The organism is Micromonospora cathayae (assembly GCF_028993575.1).
In the GTDB taxonomy this organism is placed as follows: domain Bacteria; phylum Actinomycetota; class Actinomycetes; order Mycobacteriales; family Micromonosporaceae; genus Micromonospora; species Micromonospora cathayae.
Genome location: NZ_CP118615.1, coordinates 1,348,756 through 1,367,708, shown reverse-complemented (window position 1 = coordinate 1,367,708; position 18,953 = coordinate 1,348,756). Strand labels below are relative to the sequence as shown.

The 18,953-nt window shown below is 70.3% G+C and carries 16 protein-coding genes and 2 tRNA genes; 6 read left to right on the top strand and 12 right to left on the bottom strand.

Annotated features, from left to right (window positions below):
- Nucleotides 1-38: 38 nt before the first annotated feature.
- The 7 genes from PVK37_RS06340 to gyrB all read right to left on the bottom strand — a co-directional run bounded on the left by PVK37_RS06340 (nt 39) and on the right by gyrB (nt 7,819).
- Nucleotides 39-374 (bottom strand): DUF952 domain-containing protein, encoded by a 336-nt coding sequence (locus tag PVK37_RS06340; protein ID WP_275032817.1) that lies wholly within the window; start codon nt 372-374, stop codon nt 39-41.
- A 144-nt stretch (nt 375-518) separates the two neighbouring features.
- Nucleotides 519-594 (bottom strand) — tRNA-Ala (locus tag PVK37_RS06335).
- 34 nt (nt 595-628) lie between these two features.
- Nucleotides 629-757 (bottom strand): DLW-39 family protein, encoded by a 129-nt coding sequence (locus PVK37_RS06330; protein ID WP_275032816.1) that lies wholly within the window; start codon nt 755-757, stop codon nt 629-631.
- A gap of 43 nt (nt 758-800) precedes the next feature.
- Nucleotides 801-874: transfer RNA gene (locus tag PVK37_RS06325), tRNA-Ile, on the bottom strand.
- A 208-nt stretch (nt 875-1,082) separates the two neighbouring features.
- On the bottom strand, nt 1,083-1,961 hold the full coding sequence (locus tag PVK37_RS06320) for a DUF3566 domain-containing protein (protein WP_275032815.1): 879 nt from the start codon (nt 1,959-1,961) through the stop codon (nt 1,083-1,085).
- 3 nt (nt 1,962-1,964) lie between these two features.
- Nucleotides 1,965-5,744 carry an intein-containing DNA gyrase subunit A gene (gyrA, locus tag PVK37_RS06315; RefSeq protein WP_275032814.1) on the bottom strand — a complete coding sequence of 1,260 codons (3,780 nt, stop codon included), beginning with the start codon at nt 5,742-5,744 and terminating at the stop codon, nt 1,965-1,967.
- Between the two features lie 128 nt (nt 5,745-5,872).
- Nucleotides 5,873-7,819 (bottom strand): DNA topoisomerase (ATP-hydrolyzing) subunit B, encoded by a 1,947-nt coding sequence (gene gyrB / locus PVK37_RS06310; protein WP_275032813.1) that lies wholly within the window; start codon nt 7,817-7,819, stop codon nt 5,873-5,875.
- A 538-nt stretch (nt 7,820-8,357) separates the two neighbouring features.
- Here gyrB and PVK37_RS06305 point away from each other — a divergent pair.
- Entirely contained in the window at nt 8,358-8,912 is a 555-nt protein-coding gene (locus PVK37_RS06305) for a hypothetical protein (RefSeq protein ID WP_275032812.1), read from the top strand.
- A gap of 25 nt (nt 8,913-8,937) precedes the next feature.
- Here PVK37_RS06305 and PVK37_RS06300 read toward each other — a convergent pair whose 3' ends face one another.
- The 5 genes from PVK37_RS06300 to dnaA form a co-directional block, all read right to left on the bottom strand.
- Nucleotides 8,938-9,612, bottom strand: a complete 675-nt coding sequence (locus PVK37_RS06300; RefSeq protein WP_275032811.1) for a DciA family protein — start codon at nt 9,610-9,612, stop codon at nt 8,938-8,940.
- On the bottom strand, nt 9,602-10,735 hold the full coding sequence (recF, locus tag PVK37_RS06295) for a DNA replication/repair protein RecF (RefSeq protein WP_275032810.1): 1,134 nt from the start codon (nt 10,733-10,735) through the stop codon (nt 9,602-9,604). The genes PVK37_RS06300 and recF overlap by 11 nt, the downstream gene beginning before the upstream one ends.
- A gap of 15 nt (nt 10,736-10,750) precedes the next feature.
- Nucleotides 10,751-11,623 (bottom strand): phosphogluconate dehydrogenase (NAD(+)-dependent, decarboxylating), encoded by an 873-nt coding sequence (gene gnd / locus PVK37_RS06290; RefSeq protein ID WP_275032809.1) that lies wholly within the window; start codon nt 11,621-11,623, stop codon nt 10,751-10,753.
- 43 nt (nt 11,624-11,666) lie between these two features.
- A complete protein-coding gene (gene dnaN / locus PVK37_RS06285) occupies nt 11,667-12,800 on the bottom strand; it encodes a DNA polymerase III subunit beta (RefSeq protein ID WP_275032808.1) in 1,134 nt (377 codons plus the stop codon).
- A 902-nt stretch (nt 12,801-13,702) separates the two neighbouring features.
- Nucleotides 13,703-15,586: a chromosomal replication initiator protein DnaA gene (gene dnaA / locus PVK37_RS06280; RefSeq protein ID WP_423791059.1), complete on the bottom strand. Its 1,884-nt coding sequence runs from the start codon at nt 15,584-15,586 to the stop codon at nt 13,703-13,705.
- Nucleotides 15,587-16,173: 587 nt separating this feature from the next.
- On the opposite strand from dnaA, the gene rpmH reads away from it, so the two are divergent.
- The 5 genes from rpmH (at nt 16,174) to PVK37_RS06255 (ending at nt 18,826) form a co-directional block, all read left to right on the top strand.
- Nucleotides 16,174-16,311: a 50S ribosomal protein L34 gene (gene rpmH / locus PVK37_RS06275; protein ID WP_013289388.1), complete on the top strand. Its 138-nt coding sequence runs from the start codon at nt 16,174-16,176 to the stop codon at nt 16,309-16,311.
- Between the two features lie 35 nt (nt 16,312-16,346).
- Nucleotides 16,347-16,760 (top strand): ribonuclease P protein component, encoded by a 414-nt coding sequence (rnpA, locus tag PVK37_RS06270; protein ID WP_275032806.1) that lies wholly within the window; start codon nt 16,347-16,349, stop codon nt 16,758-16,760.
- A complete protein-coding gene (yidD, locus tag PVK37_RS06265; protein WP_275032805.1) occupies nt 16,757-17,044 on the top strand; it encodes a membrane protein insertion efficiency factor YidD in 288 nt (95 codons plus the stop codon). The genes rnpA and yidD overlap by 4 nt, the downstream gene beginning before the upstream one ends.
- 3 nt (nt 17,045-17,047) lie before the next feature.
- A complete protein-coding gene (gene yidC / locus PVK37_RS06260) occupies nt 17,048-18,031 on the top strand; it encodes a membrane protein insertase YidC (RefSeq protein WP_275032804.1) in 984 nt (327 codons plus the stop codon).
- Nucleotides 18,032-18,244: 213 nt separating this feature from the next.
- The gene (locus tag PVK37_RS06255) at nt 18,245-18,826 is read left to right on the top strand and encodes a Jag family protein (RefSeq protein WP_275032803.1); all 582 of its coding nucleotides are present in this window, start codon (nt 18,245-18,247) and stop codon (nt 18,824-18,826) included.
- The last annotated feature ends 127 nt before the right edge of the window (nt 18,827-18,953 follow it).

Sequence of the window (18,953 nt, the reverse complement as noted above, 5' to 3'; positions counted from 1 at the left end):
TCGCACCTTCCGTCCGGCAGGAGGTGGTACGGACCTACCTAGTCCTCGGGCAGCACCGTGTCCACCGACGATGCCCCGGCCACCCGATAGACCGCAGCAACAGCGCTGAGGGGCAGAGCCGAGTACACGTGCGGGAAGGATCCGCCGTCGGGAGCGTCCTCCCAACGCACAGCATCTCCGAGCAGGTTCGTGTCGAGAGCGGCGACCACGAGTGCCGGCTCCTGCTCGAACACCCGCACGGCGGTGGCACCCACCTGCTGGCGGGAAGAACAGTGCACGAAACCGCTGCTGCGGTCGAACGGCGAGCCCTCGAAGAGTCCAGTGGCCTCGAACTCAGTCCATTCCGCAGGCAGAAGGATCTTGTAGATCAGCATGGCCCAGGTTGGCAGCCGGACAACTGGATCGTCCAGAGGTTTGCCGGTCGGTGCCGCTTCTCCCGCGCTCGCACATCCGTCCGCGTGAACCGCTTGGCTGTACGGATGGCTGAACTCGGGGCCGAGATCGACCAAGGAAAGTGCTGGTGGAGCCCAGGGGACTCGAACCCCTAACCCCTGCCTTGCAAAGGCAGTGCTCTGCCAGTTGAGCTAGGGCCCCGGGTGGGCGGCGAGGAGTCGCCGCCGCTGGAACGTTACCGCAGGTCGGGAGCGGTAGTGGCCTCGTGCCACAGGGCGCGCTCGTCGTTCGAGGCCTTGATCTTCTGGGCCACGACAACCGCTACACCAACCACGCCGACCAGGAACAGCAGCTTCTTGATCATGGGGCGACCCCTCACGCTCGACTGTACGTCGGACGGTGTGCGGTGGGGCTAGCTGGAATCGAACCAGCGACCTCAGAGTTATCAGCTCTGCGCTCTAACCGACTGAGCTATAGCCCCGCATGCGGACGAGCTAGGTTAACCCATCCGCGCATCCGTCCCCAAATCGGGGTCGGTGCCCGCTACCACCGCTGATGAACCTACCCGGAGGCACGACGCCGGGGCGACCGCATTCGTGCGGTGCCCCGGCGTCCCGGTGCGTTTCCTGGCCCGCCCCCGCGGCAGCGGGCCAGTCGACCCGGTTCCCGTCCGGGAACGGGCGGGTGGCTCAGTCCCGCTCGGCGAGGGTGAGCTCGATCCCGCCGACCAGGTCGGCGCAGACGTTGTAGACGAACGCCCCGAGCGTGGCGAGCGCCGTGAACAGTACGACGTTGACCAGCCCGAGCAGCGCCGAGCTGAGGATCACGCCCTTGGCGGTGATCTGGAACCCGTCGCTGCTCTGCCCGCCACCGGCGTTGACCAGGTCGGCGAGGCTCTCGTTGACGCTCTGGAACACGCCCATGGCGTCCAGCGCGAGGTAGAGCACCGAGGTGGCGACCACCACGACGATGAACAGCACTACGGAGACGGCGAACGCGAACTTCATCACGGACCACGGGTCGATCCGCTTGAGGTTCAGCCGGGCCCGACGCGGCCCACGGGACGCGGCGGAACTGACCGAGGTGCGCGCCGCGCGTACCGCGTCGTTGACCCGGGCGGCCCCGACCGCCGACGCCCCGCCGACGCCCGGCGGCAACCCGCCGCCGTTCGGGCGGGCCGCGCCGGGACGGGCGGTGTCCGGCGCGGTGGGCGCCGTCACCCGGGGTTGGGTACCTGTCGACGCCTGGCCGGCCCGGGTCGCGATCGGCTGTGTCGTCGACGCCGGACGGGCACCGCCCGCCACCGGTGTCATCCCGGCCGATGTCGGCGCGTCGACGCTGAGCGCCTCGGTCCGGTCGCCCTTGCCCGCCTCGTCGGCGGCCGGCTTGTCCGGCGGCGGTGTCATCCCCGGGGCCCGGGTGAACTTCGGGGCAGGCGCGTCAGCGGGGACCGTGGCCCGGCCCACAGCGGCGCGGCCGGTCGCGGGTGCACCGCCCTTCGCGGCATCCTCGTCGACCGGTTTGGCCGAGGTCCCCTTGTTCCCCGACTTCGCCTGTGTCTCCGTCATCAACTAGTCCTGTTCGTCAGGCTCGTCGGCATTGCGAGCAATCGCCACGATAGTTACGCCGTCCGGGAGGTCCATCAGCTTGACCCCCATTGTGTTCCGATCACGCGTACGGCGTACAGGCTTCACCGGAGTCCGGATGACGCCACCGTTGCTGGTGATCGCGAACAACTCGTCGTCCGGATTGATCACGACAGCGCCGACCAGACCACCGCGTCGCTCGGTGATCTTCGCAGTCAACACGCCCTTACCTCCCCGGCCCTGCACCGGGTATTCCTCGATGGGGGTCCGTTTCGCATATCCCCCGTTCGTCGCCACCAGGACGTCCATGCCCTCCCGGACGACCTCCATGGCGAGCAGGACGTCGTCGTCGGTGAACCGCATGCCGATCACGCCGGAGGTCGCCCGGCCCATCGGCCGCAGCGCCTCGTCGGACGCGTTGAACCGGATCGCCTGGGCGTTCTTCGAGACCAGCAGCAGGTCGTCGGAGGGCGCGACCAGGGCAGCACCGACCAGCTCGTCCTCATCACGCAGGTTGATCGCGATGATGCCGCCCGAGCGGTTGGAGTCGAACTCCTCGAGCTTCGTCTTCTTCACCAGGCCGTTCTTCGTGGCGAGTACCAGATAGGGCGCTACCTGGTAGTCCGGGATCTCAATGATCTGTGCGATCTGCTCCTCCGGTTGGAAGGCGAGCAGATTGGCCACGTGTTGGCCCTTCGCCACCCTACTGGCCTCCGGGAGTTCGTACGCCTTGGCCCGGTACACCCGCCCCTTGTTGGTGAAGAACAGGATCCAGTCGTGGGTGGAGCATACGAAGAAGTGGCTGACGATGTCGTCCTGCCGCAGCGTGGCGCCACTGACCCCCTTGCCGCCCCGCCGCTGCGAGCGGTACAGATCCACCTTGGTCCGCTTGGCGTACCCGGTGCGGGTGATGGTCACCACCACGTCCTCGCGGGCGATCAGGTCCTCCATCGAGACCTCGCCGTCGAACGGCACGATCTTGGTCCGCCGCTCGTCGCCCCACTTGGCGACGATCTCGCCCAACTCCTCGGAGACGATCTTCCGCTGCCGCTCCGGCTTCGCCAGGATGTCCTTCAGGTCGGCGATCTCGATCTCGAGCTTGGCCAGGTCGTCCAGGATCCGCTGCCGCTCCAGGGCGGCCAGCCGGCGCAGCTGCATGTCCAGGATCGCGGTGGCCTGGATCTCGTCGATGGTCAGCAGCTGGATCAGGCCCTGCCGGGCGTCCTCGACGGTGGGCGAGCGCCGGATCAGGGCGATCACCTCGTCCAGCGCGTCTAGCGCCTTCGACAGACCGCGCAGGATGTGCGCCCGCTCCTCGGCCTTGCGCAGCCGGAACGCCGTCCGCCGCCGGATCACCTCGATCTGGTGCTCGACGTAGTACCGGATGAACTGGGCCAGGTTCAGCGTGCGCGGCACCCCGTCGACCAGGGCCAGCATGTTCGCGCCGAAGGTCTCCTGGAGCTGGGTGTGCTTGTAGAGGTTGTTCAGCACCACCTTGGCGACCGCGTCGCGCTTGAGCACCAGCACGATCCGCATACCGGTACGCCCGGAGGACTCGTCCCGGATGTCGGCGATGCCGCCGAGCTTGCCCTCCTTGATCAGCTCGGCGATCCGCTCGGCCAGGTTGTCCGGGTTGACCTGGTACGGCAGCTCGCTGACCACCAGGCAGGGACGACCCCGCTTGTCCTCCTCGACCTCGACCACCGCGCGCATCCGGATCGAGCCCCGCCCGGTGCGGTACGCGTCCTGGATGGCCGTGGTACCGACGATCAGGCCGTGGGTCGGGAAGTCCGGACCCTTGACGATCTCCAGCAGCGCGTCGAGGGTGGTGGCCTCGTCCTCCTCCGGGTGCTCCAGGCACCACTGCACCGCCGCGCCGATCTCCCGCAGGTTGTGCGGCGGGATCTTGGTGGCCATGCCGACCGCGATGCCCTCGGAACCGTTGATCAGCAGGTTCGGGATCCGGGACGGCAGGATGGTGGGCTCCTTGGCCCGGCCGTCGTAGTTGTCCTGGAGGTCGACGGTGTCCTCGTCGATGTCCCGCAGCATCTCCATCGCCAGCGGGTCCAGCTTGCATTCGGTGTTGTGGCTGACGAAGCCGTCCGAGACGAACGAGTGGTCGTCGGTGTCGACCCGGATGCTGTAGACCGGCTGGACGCCCGCGTCCACCACCGAGTCCACCTCGGCGTAGTAGAAGCGCCCGTCCACCAGCGGCTCGACCACGTCGAGCACGTCAGCCTCGGTGATCCGGGCGGTGATCTCGTCGCGGTCCCGCTCCCAGCGCTCCACCCGGTCGACGTTGTGCCGGCGCAGCCAGTCCCGCTCGGTCCAGCGGGTGGCGCCGTGCTCCCGGACGAAGTCGGCCACGAACGGGACGTGGTCGGCGGAGAGCGCGGTACTGGTGGCCGGCACAGCCGTCAACTCGGACTCCAGCTTGGCCTGCTTACGGCCGAGGAAACCGACCTGCTGGGCGAAGATCCGGGCGTCGCGGCGGTTGGTCACCACGACCTTGATCTCACCATCGTCGTACCGGCACTGCTTGCTGATCACGCCGAACTCCAGCAGGAGCTGCTGGACCTCGCGGGCCAGCCGGTCGCTGCGGGTCGAGTACGAGATCTGGATGGTGTTTCGGGGCAGCAGCGACGAGGAGCCGTCCCCCTCGAAGAGCGCCTGGAGGAACGCGCGCTTGACCGCCGCCGGCCCCTGCCAGACGAACTCGGGCACGAACTTCGCCGCACTGCGCGCCCCGGTCAGCTCACCGAGGACGCTCTTGCGCAGCGCGGTCAGGTCCTGGACGTCCAGCTCGTGCAGGGTGCTGCCGGAGGCGATGGTGCGCTGGGCGACGTAGCGGGGGCCGCCGACCGCGAGGTCATAGGCGGCCAGCACCCGGACGAAGTACTCCCGGTCGACGTTGTTGAAGCCGGCCCGGCCCTCGGAGACCCAGCCCTCGCTGACGAACGCGCCGGCGAGGACGGCGGCCTCGACGTGCTCCAGCATCGGGTAGCCGATCTCCTCCGGCACCGTCCGCTGGATGACCACCCGGTCCCCGGGGGAGATCTCGGCGAGCAGCTTCCAGAGCAGGGTGGGCACGCCGGCCACGTTCACCAGGCAGAGCACCGGGTGGTTGTGGGTACCGGTCAGCTCGTACCCCTCGCGGGTGCGCAGCCGCAGCGTCGGGTGCTCGCCGGAGTGGAAGAACTTCGAGGCGTGCGCCAGGTCACCGTTGCGGTCGCGGACCTTGAGCGTGATGTCGGTCTCGCTGCTCGGGGCTGCGCCGGGCACGACCTGGTCGACCCGCACCGACCCCTCAGCGGTACGAATCCGGACATCGGCCGCAATACAGTACCTCATGGCCGCAGCCGGATCGTTGCCGGGGGAGCCGAAGTTGCCGTTGCCGTCGACCAGCGGGTACCGCAGTGACCAGGGCTGCGCCATCCGGACCAGCGCGTCGTAGATCGCCGAGTCACCGTGCGGGTGGAACTGACCCATCACGTCGCCGACGACCCGGGAGCACTTCACGTAGCCGCGGTCCGGCCGGTAGCCGGAGTCGAACATGGCGTAAAGGATCTTGCGGTGGACCGGCTTGAGCCCGTCCCGGACGTCCGGCAGCGCCCGTCCGACGATGACGCTCATCGCGTAGTCGAGGTAGGAGCGCTGCATCTCCACCTCGAGGCCGACCGGTTCGATCCGGTCGTGCTGCACGACCGCGGCGGCGGCGTCCGGGGTCACCGGTTCGTTGGGGGTGGACTCGGGAGTATCGGTCACTGTTAACCCTTATCAGAGTCAGAGTCGTTTTTGTGCTGTGGATAACGGCTGTGGATACCGTCGAACCTGTGGATAACTCTGTGGATCGGTGGACGGGCCGGGTGCCCCGGTCCGTCCCGCGCGATCCGTCAGATGTCCAGGAACCGCACGTCCTTGGCGTTGCGCTGGATGAACGAGCGGCGGGCTTCGACGTCCTCACCCATCAGTACGCTGAACAGCTCGTCGGCCACCGCCGCGTCGTCGAGCGTCACCTGACGCAACGTACGGGTCGCCGGGTTCATGGTGGTTTCCCACAGCTCGGGATAGTTCATCTCGCCGAGACCCTTGAACCGCTGGATGTCGTCCGGCTTGGCGTTCGGCTTCTTCTGCTGCCGCAGCGCGATCAGCCCGTCCCGCTCCCGGTCGGAGTAGGCGTACTGGGCGTCGTCGCCCTTCTTGTTCCACTTGATCTTGTAGAGCGGCGGGGCGGCCAGGTAGACGTGCCCCAGCTCGACCAGCGGACGCATGAAGCGGAACAGCAGGGTCAGCAGCAGGGTCTGGATGTGCTGGCCGTCCACGTCGGCGTCGGCCATCAGCACCACCTTGTGGTACCGCAGCTTCTCCATGTCGAAGTCGTCGTGGATGCCGGTGCCCAGCGCGGTGATCAGCGCCTGGACCTCGTTGTTCTTCAGCACCCGGTCGATCCGGGCCTTCTCCACGTTCAGGATCTTGCCCCGGATCGGCAGGATCGCCTGGGTACGCGGGTCACGGCCCTGCTTGGCCGAACCACCCGCCGAGTCACCCTCGACGATGAAGACCTCGGACTCCCGCGGGTCGGTGGACTGGCAGTCGGCCAGCTTGCCCGGCATCGAGCCGGACTCCAGCAGCGACTTGCGGCGGGCCAGCTTGCGGGCCTGCTGGGCGGCGATCCGGGCCCGGGCGGCCTGGGACGCCTTGGTGATGATCACCTTGGCCTCGGCCGGGTTCCGGTCGAACCAGTCGACCAGCCACTCGTTGCAGACCCGGAGCACGAAACTCTTCACCGGGGTGTTGCCGAGCTTGGTCTTGGTCTGCCCCTCGAACTGCGGGTTCGCCAGCTTCACCGAGATGATCGCGGCGAGCCCCTCGCGGATGTCCTCGCCGGAGAGCTTCTCGTCGGCCTTCAGCAGCTTCTTCTCGGCACCGTACTTGTTCACGATGCCGGTCAGCGCGGCCCGGAAGCCCTCCTCGTGGGTGCCGCCCTCGTGGGTGTTGATGGTGTTCGCGAAGGTGTAGACCGACTCGCCGTACGACTCGTTCCACTGCATGGCGATCTCGACCGACATGCCCTCCTCCTCGGCACCGAACTCGACCACCGTCTTGTGGATCGGGTTCTTCGACGCGTTGAGGTGCCGGACGAAGTCCGCGATGCCGCCCTTGTAGCAGAAGGTGACCTCGCGCTGCTTGCCGTCCTCGCCCTCCGGGACGCGCTCGTCGAGCAGGTGGATGGTCAGGCCCCGGTTGAGGAAGGCCATCTCCTGGAGCCGCCGGTAGATGGTCTGGAAGTCGAAGTCGACCGTCTCGAAGACGTCCGGGTCCGGCCAGAAGGCGACCGCCGAACCGGTGCGGTCGGTGGTCTCGCCCTTCTCCAGCGGGGACGGCTTGGAGTTGGCGTACTGCTGCCGCCAGACGAAACCGGACTTGTGGATCTCGACGGCCATCTTCGTGGAGAGCGCGTTCACGACGGACACGCCGACACCGTGCAGGCCGCCGGAGACCGCGTACGCCTTGCCGTCGAACTTGCCGCCGGCGTGCAGCACGGTCAGCGCCACCTCGACGCCGGGCTTCTTCAGCTTGGGGTGCAGGTCGACCGGGAAGCCACGGCCGTTGTCGGTGACCCGGACCCCGCCGTCGGCGAGGAGGACCACGTCGATGGTGTCGCAGTGACCGGCCAGGGCCTCGTCGACCGCGTTGTCGACGACCTCCCAGACAAGGTGGTGCAGACCACGTTCCCCGGTGGACCCGATGTACATGCCGGGCCGCTTCCGGACCGCCTCCAGACCCTCGAGGACGGTGATCGACTCGGCGCCGTACTCCTGCTTGTTCTGGTCTGCCACCCTCGGCCACTTTCTCGCGCCGTCCGCGCCGCAGGGCGCGTCGGGCGCGGGTTCGGCGGACAGGACGCGACGTCGGGCGCGCGGACCGGCACCAGGTAGATTCCGGGGTACGGGCCGAACGCGCCGGTCGCCGCGGTTGCCCGCGGATCGCGATCAACTCGATGCGACACGGGCACGTCGGGGCCCGGCAGGGTCCGTGGCGGTGCGCCGCGTCAGATCTTCGTCTCGTCCCCAATCCTACTGTGCGCGGACGACAGAACCACCACTCGGCACCCCTTGAAGCCGGCTCAGACCTCCGCTGGCGGCCGAATCGCGGTACCTGCAACTCCCCCTACACGAGCGGCCCCGTTCGTCGGGCGCGGTCGCCGACGGGTCGTTCGACCGGAACGACCGGCACCCGGTACTCCCCGGGGTCGCGCGGAGTACGCACAGTGCCGTACGTTGGCGGCGCCACCCGGGGTGCCGCTCTTGATCTTTAGAGGGCAGAATCGGACGATCGGACCAACTGGCTCGACACGTGCTGAAGAGGTGACGCCCGATGGGGCTGGACAACGTCGCGGTGCTCTGGCCGCGGACGGGCCGCTTCTACGACCCGGTGGCACCGGCCGAGTTCGTGGACTTCGGCGAGATCGTGGAGATGCCGCAGATCTCCGCGCCGACCGCGGCCCTGGCCGAGCTGATCGCCAAGACCGGTACGGTCCGGGCGACCGCCTACACCGAGCTGGTGGATCTCCTGCTCGGCCTCGAGAATGTGCTCTACGCCACGGAGAACGCCGCCGAGGACGAGGACCCGGTGATCGATCCGGACGGCTGCTCCTGGATCGCCGACGGGCTGGAACGCTTCGTCGCCCGGCACCGCGAGCACGGCGAATCCGTCACCTTCGAGTCGGTCAGTGACGTCCTGCGGGCCCTGCTCGGTGACGGTCGCCTGGCCGAGCAGCAGCTCCGCTGGCTGGACAGCCGCCTGGACGGCCTGCGCGACGAGGCCGGCGACCCGCCGCAGTGGAACTTCACCTGCGCCGAGCTGGCCGTGCTGGCCGCCTTCTACCGGCGCTGCGCCGACCGGGGCTTCGCCGTCTACGCCGCCACCTGACCGCCCCACCACCCCACCGTTCGGGTCAGCCGTAGGTGTCGCGGGGGCCTCGGCCGCGTACCCGGCGGGGGCCCCGGGACCAGGAGGGCGCGGCCGGGCCGTGGATGTGCAGTTTGCGCACCACGTTGTGACCGACCTCACGGGCGATCTGCTGGATCAGTGAGCCGGCCAGCAGCCGCAGCTGTGTCGCCCAGGCCGTCGACCGGGCCTCCACGGTGAGTTCGCCGTTCTCCAGCTTCACCGGACGACTGTGCTGGGCGACGTCCGGGCCGACCACCCGCTCCCAGGCACCGAAGACGGTGGCCTCGGCGGCCGGCTGCTGCCAACCCCGGGCCTTCATCAGCCGCTCCAGCACCACACCGAGCGGCTGCGGGTCCCGGGGGTCCGGCCCGGGACCGGAGTATCCGCGCAGTCGACGCTGGCCGCCCTCGCCGCCACCGACCACGCTGCGCCGACGGTTGGCCGCGGTCGCCTCGCGTCGGGCCCGTGCCGCGTCCAGCACCGCCCGGGCCAGCTCCGGCCCGGCAGGCCCAGCAGGTTCAGTAGGCCCAGGTGGCCCGGCGGGTTCAGCAGGCCCGGCGGGCGCGTCGGCAGCCGGACCGCCCCCCGGGCCGGGTCGGCCGCCACGGGACGCGTCGCCGCCGGACGGGCTCCGACCGGGGCCGGTCCGGGGCGGCGGAAGCTGCCGGTCATCCGACACGCTGCACCGTCCCCTCGCCGACGCTGAACCGGGCCCCGCGCAGGGCCACCGGCACGTCGTCGTCGACCGCGCAGGTCACCAGGAGCTGCGCGGCCCCACCCACCAGCCCGGCCAGCCGTTCCCGTCGCCCGGCGTCCAGCTCGGCGAAGACGTCGTCGAGCACCAGCACCGGTTCGATCCCGTCCGAGCGGAGCAGGTCGTACGCGGCCAGTCGCAGCGCGAGCGCGAACGACCAGGACTCGCCGTGGCTGGCGTACCCCTTGGCGGGCAGCGGGCCCAGGGTCAGCGCGAGATCGTCCCGGTGCGGGCCGACCAGGGTGGTGCCCCGGTCCACCTCGGCGCTACGCGACTCGGCCAGCGCGGCGGTCAACGCCTCGGCGAGCACCGTACGGTCCGCCGGGGCATCGGCCAGCTCCAGCGACGGCCGGTACGCGATGCCGGCCGCCCCGCGACCGGCCGCCACCGCGTCGTACGCCTTCGTCACGTGCGGGCCGAGCGCGGTGACCAGCTCCAGTCGCCCGGCGAGCAGCTCCGCGCCGTGCCGGGCCAGGTGGGTGTCCCACACCGCCAGGGTGGACAGGTCACCGCCCCGGGTACCGCCGGTCTTACGGGCCAGGTACGCCGTCCGCAGCAGGGCGTTGCGCTGCTTGACCACGCGTTCGTAGTCGGCGCGTACCCCGGCGTAGCGGGGCTGGCGGAGCACCAGCAGGTCGTCCAGGTAGCGGCGACGCTCGCCCGGGTCGCCCCGGACGAGTTCGAGATCCTCCGGGGCGAACAGCACCAGGCGCAGCGCGCCGAGCACGTCCCGGGCCCGACGGGCCGGTGACCGGCCGAGCCGGGCCCGGTTGGCCTTCCCCGGGACGATCTCCAGCTCGACCAGCAGCTCGCGTCCCTCGTGCAGCACCGCGCAGCGGATCACCGCCGACTCGGCGCCGAGCCGGACCAGCGGCGCGTCGGTGGCGACCCGGTGGCTGTCCAGGGTCGCCACGTAGCCCAGCGCCTCGACCAGGTTGGTCTTGCCGACCCCGTTCGGGCCGGTCAGGACGTTCGCCCCCGGCTCCAGGTCCACGCCGACCCGCTCGTACGAGCGGAAGTCGACGAGTTCGAGCCGGCGGACGTACACGGGCGGTCGGTGCCGTCAGCGCTTGCGGACGGCGTGCCCGCCGAACTGCTGACGCAGCGCGGCCACCGCCTTCATCGCGGGCGAGTCGTCCTGGCGGGAGGCGAACCGGGCGAACAGCGAGGCGGTGATGACGTTCAGCGGCACGGCCAGCCGGACCGCCTCGTCGACCGTCCAGCGGCCCTCGCCGGTGTCCTCGGTGTAGCCGCTCAGCTCGGCCAGCTCCGGGTCCTCGTCCAGGGCCCGGTCGAGCAGGTCGAGCAGCCAGGACCGGACCACGGTGCCCTCGCGCCACGACTTGAACACGCCCGGCACGTTGGTCACCAGCTCGGAGGCGGCGAGCAGCTCGTACCCCTCGGCGTAGGCGTGCATCAGGCCGTACTCGATGCCGTTGTGCACCATCTTGGCGTAGTGCCCGGCCCCGACCGGGCCGGCGTGCACGAAGCCGAACTCGCCGGCCGGCTTGAGCGCCTCGAAGATCGGCATCAGCCGGGCGACGTGCTCCTCCGAGCCGCCGACCATCAGGGCGTACCCGTTCTCCCGGCCCCACACGCCGCCGGAGACGCCGACGTCGAGGTAGCCGATGCCGCGCTCGTGCAGCCGCTCGGCGCGCGGCGCGTCGTCGCTGAACCGGGAGTTGCCGCCGTCGATGATGATGTCGCCGTCACCGAGCAGGGCGGCCAGCTCGTCGATGGTGGCGTCGGTGACGCCGGCCGGCACCATCACCCAGATCGCGCGCGGGCCGTCGAGCTTCTCGACCAGCTCCGCCAGGGAGGCGACGTCGGTCAGCTCCGCGTTGTGGTCGAACCCGACGACCTCGTGCCCGGCGGCCCGCAGCCGCTCGCGCATGTTGCCGCCCATCCGACCGAGTCCTACCAGGCCGAGCTGCATCTGTACCTACCTCCGGTGGTTCTGGATCGAGGGGGTTTCGCGATCAGCGGGAGACCCGGATCGGCATGATCAGGTACCGGTACCCGGGAATGACCTCGCCATCCTCACCAGCCGGGGAAATCACCGCCGGCTTGAACGCGTCGACGAAGGAGAGCACGGCGGTCTGCGCACCCAGGTTCGACAGACCGTCGATCAGGTACTGCGGGTTGAAGCCGATGGTCAGCGCGTCACCGGTGAAGGTGGCGTCCATGGCCTCGCTGGCCCGGGCCTCCTCGGTGCCGCCGGCCTCGACGACCAGCCCGTCGGTGCTGAAGCTCAGCAGCACCGGGGTGGTCCGCTCGGCGACCAGCGCGACCCGCTTGACCACCTCGATCAGGGTGGCGACCGACACCCGCGCCTCGGCGTTGTGGCTGGCCGGGAAGAGCGACCGGACCGGCGGGTAGTTCGCCCCGTCGAGCAGCCGGCTGGTGGTCCGCCGGGTACCACCGGAGAAGCCGATCATGCCCTCGCCGGCCGTGCCCTGCGACAGGGCCATGGTCACCTCGCCGCCGAGCGGGCCGAGGGCCTTGGCCGTGTCGTGCAGCGTCCGGGCCGGGACCAGGGCGTTGAGGCTGATCTCCGGGTCGTCCGGTCGCCAGGTCATCTCCCGCAACGCGAGCCGGTACCGGTCCGTGGCGAGCATGGCGAGGGTGTCGCCGTTCAGCTCCAGCCGGACCCCGGTCATCATCGGCAGCGTCTCGTCCCGGCCGGCGGCGACGGCCACCTGGGCGACGGCGGCGGCGAACGCGGCGGCGTCGACCGTACCGGCGCTCTCCGGCATCTCCGGCAGGCTGGGGTAGTCCTCCACGGGCATGGTGGGCAGGGTGAAGCGGGCGCTGCCGCAGACCAGCTCCAGGTGCGCCCCGACGGCCGCGATGTCGACCGGCTTGGCCGGCAGGGCCTTGGTGATCTCGGCGAGCAGCCGGCCGGAGACCAGCGCGGCACCGTCGGCGTCACCCTGTACCTCGACGGTGACCTGGCTGGAGACCTCGTAGTCGAAGCCGGACACCTGCAGGTTGCCGTCGGTGACCCGGAGCATCACCCCGGCCAGCACCGGCACCGAGGGCCGGCTGGGGAGGCTCTTCGCGGTCCACGCCACGGCCTCGGCGAGCGCGTCGCGCTCCACTCGGAACTTCATCAATGCCTCCGCGTCGACGTCAGCGACAACTCTCTCATGCCGACCGCTGCCCACCGTCCCGCCCGACCGTGCGGGTACCCATCGCACCTTAGGGCGCGTGGGCATCGGCTGTGCGCCCGACCCCGTGGATCGGCCGGTGCCGGCCGACTCGGGTCGGAGGCCGACGGCCCGATCCACAGGAAGTCCAACGGTGATGATTGGTTTTTGTTCTCTTCAAAGAGATAACCCATCGTCTTCGTCGCACCTGTGCAAACTGTGGAGAAGTCACGTTTTCGCAGCTCAGAGCGCTTATCCACCGGTGGGTTACCTGTGGAGAACCTGGGGTAAAACCCGGCTTGCCGTCCACAGGCCACCGCGACGGCCGAGTTGTCCACCGTCGTCCACCGGTTATCCACCGGTTATCCACCGACTTTCTCCCCAGGTCTGTGGACAGGCCGGTCCGGCGGAACCGGCGTTGTCCCCAGAACCTTCAACAGGCTATGCACAGGAGGCGGTCGACCGGTGGACAACCGGTCCGGCTGTCCACAGTCGTCCACAGTCGTCCACAGCCCGTCCCCAGGACTTGTCCACAACCTGTGGGTAACCGGGCCGAGGCGCACCGTAGTTTTCCACCGACTGTGGATAACTTGCTGTGGACAACTCGGCCACCCTGTGGAAAGCGTCCGGGGCCGGTGGACGACGGAACAGCCCCGACGGGGCCGGCAGGCCGGCCCGGAAGTGACCCGGGCCACCTGTGGACAACGGGACCCAGCCCGGTCCGACGGGACCGACCGGGCCGACCCGACGGGACCGAACAGCCCCGCAGACAGCGAAGCGCCCGGCCGTCGATGGGCCGGGCGCAGTCGGGGTAGGGGTTCTGCCGGGGTACGGGTCCGCCGCTCGCGGGCGGCGGACGGGGCGGGTCAGGAGGTCTGCTTGATCCGGTTGGTCAGCTCGGCGATCTGGTTGTAGAGCGAGCGGCGCTCCGCCATCTGCTGTCGGATCTTGCGGTCGGCGTGCATCACCGTGGTGTGGTCCCGGCCGCCGAACGCCTGGCCGATCCGGGGCAGCGAGAGGTCGGTCAGCTCCCGGCACAGGTACATGGCGACCTGCCGGGCGTTGACCAGCACCCGCGACCGGGAGTGGCCGCGCAGGTCCTCCAGGCTGACCCCGAAGTAGTCGGCGGTGGAGACCATGATCTGGTCGGCGGTGATCTCCGGGCCGGCGCCGTCCGGGATGAAGTCCCGGAGCACCTCCTCGGCCAGCGACAGTTCCACCGTCGAGCGGGTCAGGCTGGCGAACGCGGTGACCCGGATCAACGCCCCCTCCAGCTCCCGGATCGAGTTCGACACCCGGGAGGCGATGAACTCCAGCACGTCCGGCGGGGCGTACAGCCGCTCCTGGGCGGCCTTCTTCTGCAGGATCGCGATCCGGGTCTCCAGGTCCGGCGGCTGGATGTCGGCCAGCAGGCCCCACTCGAACCGGGTCCGCAGCCGGTCCTCCAGGGTGGCGAGCTGCTTCGGCGACCGGTCCGAGGTGATCACGATCTGCTTGTTGGCGTTGTGCAGCGTGTTGAAGGTGTGGAAGAACTCCTCCTGGGTGCGCTCCCGGTTCTCCAGGAACTGGATGTCGTCGATCAGGAGGATGTCCACGTCCCGGTAGCGACGCTGGAACGCGCTGGTCTTGTCGTCCCGCAGCGAGTTGATGAAGTCGTTGGTGAACTCCTCGGTCGAGACGTACCGGACCGAGCGGGCGTTGCCCAACGTCGTCGCGTAGTGGCCGATGGCGTGCAGCAGGTGGGTCTTGCCCAACCCGGAGCTGCCGTAGATGAACAGCGGGTTGTACGCCTTCGCCGGCGACTCGGCCACCGCCACACTCGCCGCGTGCGCGAACCGGTTCGAGGAGCCGATGACGAACGTCTCGAACATGTACTTCGGGTTGAGCCGGTTGCCCCCGCTCTCCGCGCCGCCGGGCAACCGCCGGTCACCCTGACCGCCGGGCCGGTGTTCCGGGCCACCCCGCCCCGGCCCGCTGTCGGTGCCGCCGTCGCGGGGCAGCCGGTCCCGGACCGGTCCGGCGTCGTCGCGGTACCGCTGCTCGTACGGGCGGGGCCCGTCGGGACCGACGTCGGGACGGCCGTCGTAGCTCCGCCGGTCGACCGGCGCACCCCGCAGCTGCTCGGCGAAGGTGGTGGGGAACAGCGTCTCCTGGCCGCCCCGGCTGGTCGGGATCAACCGCGGCGCGAGATCGTCCGGGTCGGGGCGCGCCGGGTCCGGGCCGGGGTCGGCGGCCGCACCCTCGTGATCGCGGTACGACGGCGGATGGTCGCGGAACGGGGCGGCCGGCTCGGGGTGGCCGCTGCCCGGGTCGAAGCCGGCGAAGGGCAGTTCGGGGGTCTCCGAGTCGGGCGCGCTGCGGTAGACGGTGCCCAGCGCGCGTCCCGCGCCGTCCTCGGCGACCCGGACGGTGACCGCCACCTGGATCGGCCGGCCGAGCCGGCGGGTCAGCGCCTCGGTGATGGCCGGCCGGAGCCGGGACTCGATCACGTCCCGGGTGAAGGCGTCGGGCACGGAGAGCAGCGCGGTGTCCTCCACGATCGCGCGCAGCCGGGTCAGCCTCAGGTAGGCGCGCTGCTGCGCCGAGATGATCTCGTCGGCGAGCTCGTCCGTCGTCGCCGTCCACACCGCGGCAAGGTCGGTCGTTCCGGCCACCGTCGTGCCACCCCCTCGCCTCTGCTCCCGGCCGCCGCTGTCTCTCCAGTCGGCCGTCCCGGGCCCGCCACCGCGTTCGAGCGGCTGGAACACCATCCGCCCGGACGGCTGACCGGTCGTCATCCACAAGTTATCCACAGCCTGTGTACCGACCGATTGTGGCCGCCCGCCGGATGCGGGTGGGACCTGCCCCCTGCCTGAACGGGTGCTGAAGCGGGTTCACCGTGCCGAACGATTCACTGCCCTGTCCGGTCTTGCCTGTCAACGACCGTCGACGACACCGGACGCTGCTTGCCGGATCACGACGCGGACCGCAAGCGCGCACGCTAACAGCGTTGTCCGCGCCGCTTCAACCGGTGACGCGGCGCGGCCCTTGTCGGTATCAGCGAAAACCGCCGCTTCGGTCCCGGGCGCGTCGCGCCGGCTGAGCTGCGTCGGCGGGCCGGTTTCGGGGCGTGCCGGGGAGGTTTGACGGTCATTGCCGCCCTGCGTAGGCTGGAGCGGCTGCTCTGTCGCCCTCTGCTAGGGTGATGGGTGCCTGCTGTCCGCGATCGTGGTGCCCGCATCACCGAGGCCCTCGCATCGTAGGGCAGCGCCGATCGGGGCCACCACGGCGTGGCCTGGACCACCACACACCCCGGGCGATCCCCCGCGCGGGGCGTACGGAAAACGGAGAGCCTGACGTGAGCAAGCGCACCTACCAGCCGAACAACCGCCGGCGCGCGAAGACCCACGGCTTCCGGTTGCGCATGCGTACCCGTGCCGGCCGCGCCATCATCTCGACCCGCCGTTCCAAGGGCCGCGCCCGCCTGTCGGCCTGAGGCCGAACGGGTCCGCTCGGGGGACGTGGGTAGTCGTGCTGACGGCCGCACAGCGACTGCGGCGCAGCAACGACTTCGCCGCAGCGGTCCGGGGTGGGCGACGCGCCGGTCGTGGCGCGGTCGTCGTACACCTGACCCTGCCGACACCCGACGCGACAGCACCGCCTTCGCCGAAGCCGGCGCGGGACGCCGGTGTGGAGGAGACCTCCATGCCGACCCGCGCCGGCTTCGTCGTGTCCAAGGCCGTCGGGCCGGCGGTGGTCCGCAACAAGGTCCGCCGCCGCCTGCGCCACCTGGTCCGGGACCGGATCGACACGCTGCCCCCGGGCAGCACGATGGTGGTACGCGCGCTCCCTGCGGCGGCCGAGGCGGCGTACGTCCGGCTCGGGGCGGACCTCGACGCGGCCATCGCCGCCGCCCGGGCGCCCCGGGGCCGGCGGTCCCGATGAACAACGAATCCGCCACCCCACGGCCCTCGACACTCGGTGCCCGGGTGCTGGTGGGACCCATCATCGCGTACCGTCGTTGGATAAGCCCGGCACTGCCGGCCCGCTGTCGGTTCTACCCGTCGTGCAGCGCGTACGGCCTGGAGGCCGTCGTCCGGCACGGCGCGCTACGGGGAGCCGGCCTGACGGTTCGACGGCTGCTGCGCTGCCACCCCTTCCACCCCGGTGGATATGACCCGGTGCCGGAGCCGGGCGGCCGCCGCCGTGCCGACGTGACTGGAGCCTGAGAATTGAGTCTCGACTGGATCTACTATGCGATTTCGTGGATCCTGCTGGCCTGGCATTCGGCCTGGGAGGCCATCGGGGTGCCGGACGGCGCGTTCGCCGGGACGAACTGGGCCTGGATCCTGGCCATCGTCTTCCTGGTGGTCACCGTACGGGTGATCCTGTTCCCGGTCTTCGTCAAGCAGATCAAGTCCCAGCGGGCCATGCAGGCGTTGCAGCCGCAGGTGAAGGCGCTGCAGGAGAAGCACAAGGGTGACCGGGAGACGCTCCAGAAGGAGATGATGGAGCTCTACCGGAAGGAAAAGGCCAACCCGCTCATGGGCTGCCTTCCGATGTTCCTCCAGATCCCCGTCTTCCTCGGCCTCTTCCACGTGCTGCGCCGACTCGACCCGGCCAACCCGGGCAAGACCCTCTACGGCTGGACGGTCGGCCAGTTCGAGAGCGCCTCCGCCGCGAAGCTCTTCACCGCCCCGATCGCCGGCAAGTTCGGCTCCACCGCGGACGAGCTGGCCCGACTCGGGGCGAACGGCACCACCGTCAAGGTGATGGCCGGCATCCTGGTCCTGGTCATGATGGGCACCACCTACCTGACCAGCCGCCAGATGATCCTCAAGACCGGTTGGGCGGAGGATCCGCAGCAGCGCATGATCCAGCGGCTGATGCTCTACGGCATCCCGGCGTCCCTGCTGATCTCCGGCGCGATCTTCCCCATCGGCGTGATCATCTACTGGGTCACCAACAACCTCTTCACCCTCGGCCAGCAGCAGTGGGTGCTCCGGAAGTACCCGCCGCCGCCGAGCGTGACCGCCAAGGCGGGCGGCGCGACCCGGAACCCGGTGCAGCCGGCCAAGTCGACCGGCCTCCTCGGCCGGAAGAAGCCGGCCCCGCAGGCCCCGGCCAAGCCCGCCGCCCCCAAGGTCGCCGGCCCCAAGCCGGGCGCGAAGCCGGTCAACCCGAAGAAGAACCGGCCCGCCAAGCGGCAGGGCTGACCCGATCCACAGGCCGCCGCCGGGCCACCCCCGGCGGCGGCCGGATCCGTACCGCGCGGCGGACAGCGGCGGCGGAGCGGATTCCCCGCGCGACGGCGCGGTCACGGGCGACACTGCCCGTACAGACGTGCCCGGGGCACCGGCGAGACCTCCCGCCGGTCCGGGGAACCAGCGGACCCGACGGTCCGGCCGAACGAAGTACGGAGATGAACCGTGACCGAGACCAGCATCCCCCGCGCCGAGCAGTCCCCGGAGGAGGACGCGGCCCCGAGCGGGGCGGACGTGAAGATCGGCGCCGAGGAGACCGAGGCCCGGGAGAAGAAGACCCCCGGCGAGGGTGACCTGTTCCGGCAGAGCGAGATCGCCGCCGACTACATCGAGGGGCTGCTCGACATCCTCGACTACGACGGTGACATCGACGAGCTGGTGTCGGGTGGCCGTCCGGTCGTCGAGGTGGTCGGTGCCCGCCTGCAGAACCTGGTCGGGCAGCGTGGCGCGACGCTGGAAGCCCTCCAGGAACTGGCCCGGCTGGCGGTCTTCCGGCAGACCGGTACCCCGAGCCGGCTGCTGTTGGACGTGGGCGGCTACCGGGCGAACCGTCGCAAGGAACTGGCCGCCGTCGCGAAGAACGCGGTGGAGAAGGTCAAGGAGTACGGCGAGCCGGTGCGACTGGAGCCGATGTCGGCGTTCGAGCGCAAGTGCGTGCACGACGTGGTGAACGCCATGGCGGGCGTCGAGAGCGAGTCCGAGGGCGTGGAGCCGAACCGCCGTATCGTCGTCCGGCCGGTGGACTGACCGGGTGACCTCCGACGCCACGGCTGGCGCTTTCGGCCCGGGTGGTACGCCACCCGGGCCGTCGCCTGTCACCCACCAGTCGACCGACGCCGCCCCGGCCGGACTCGCCGGCCCCGCCGCCCCTTCC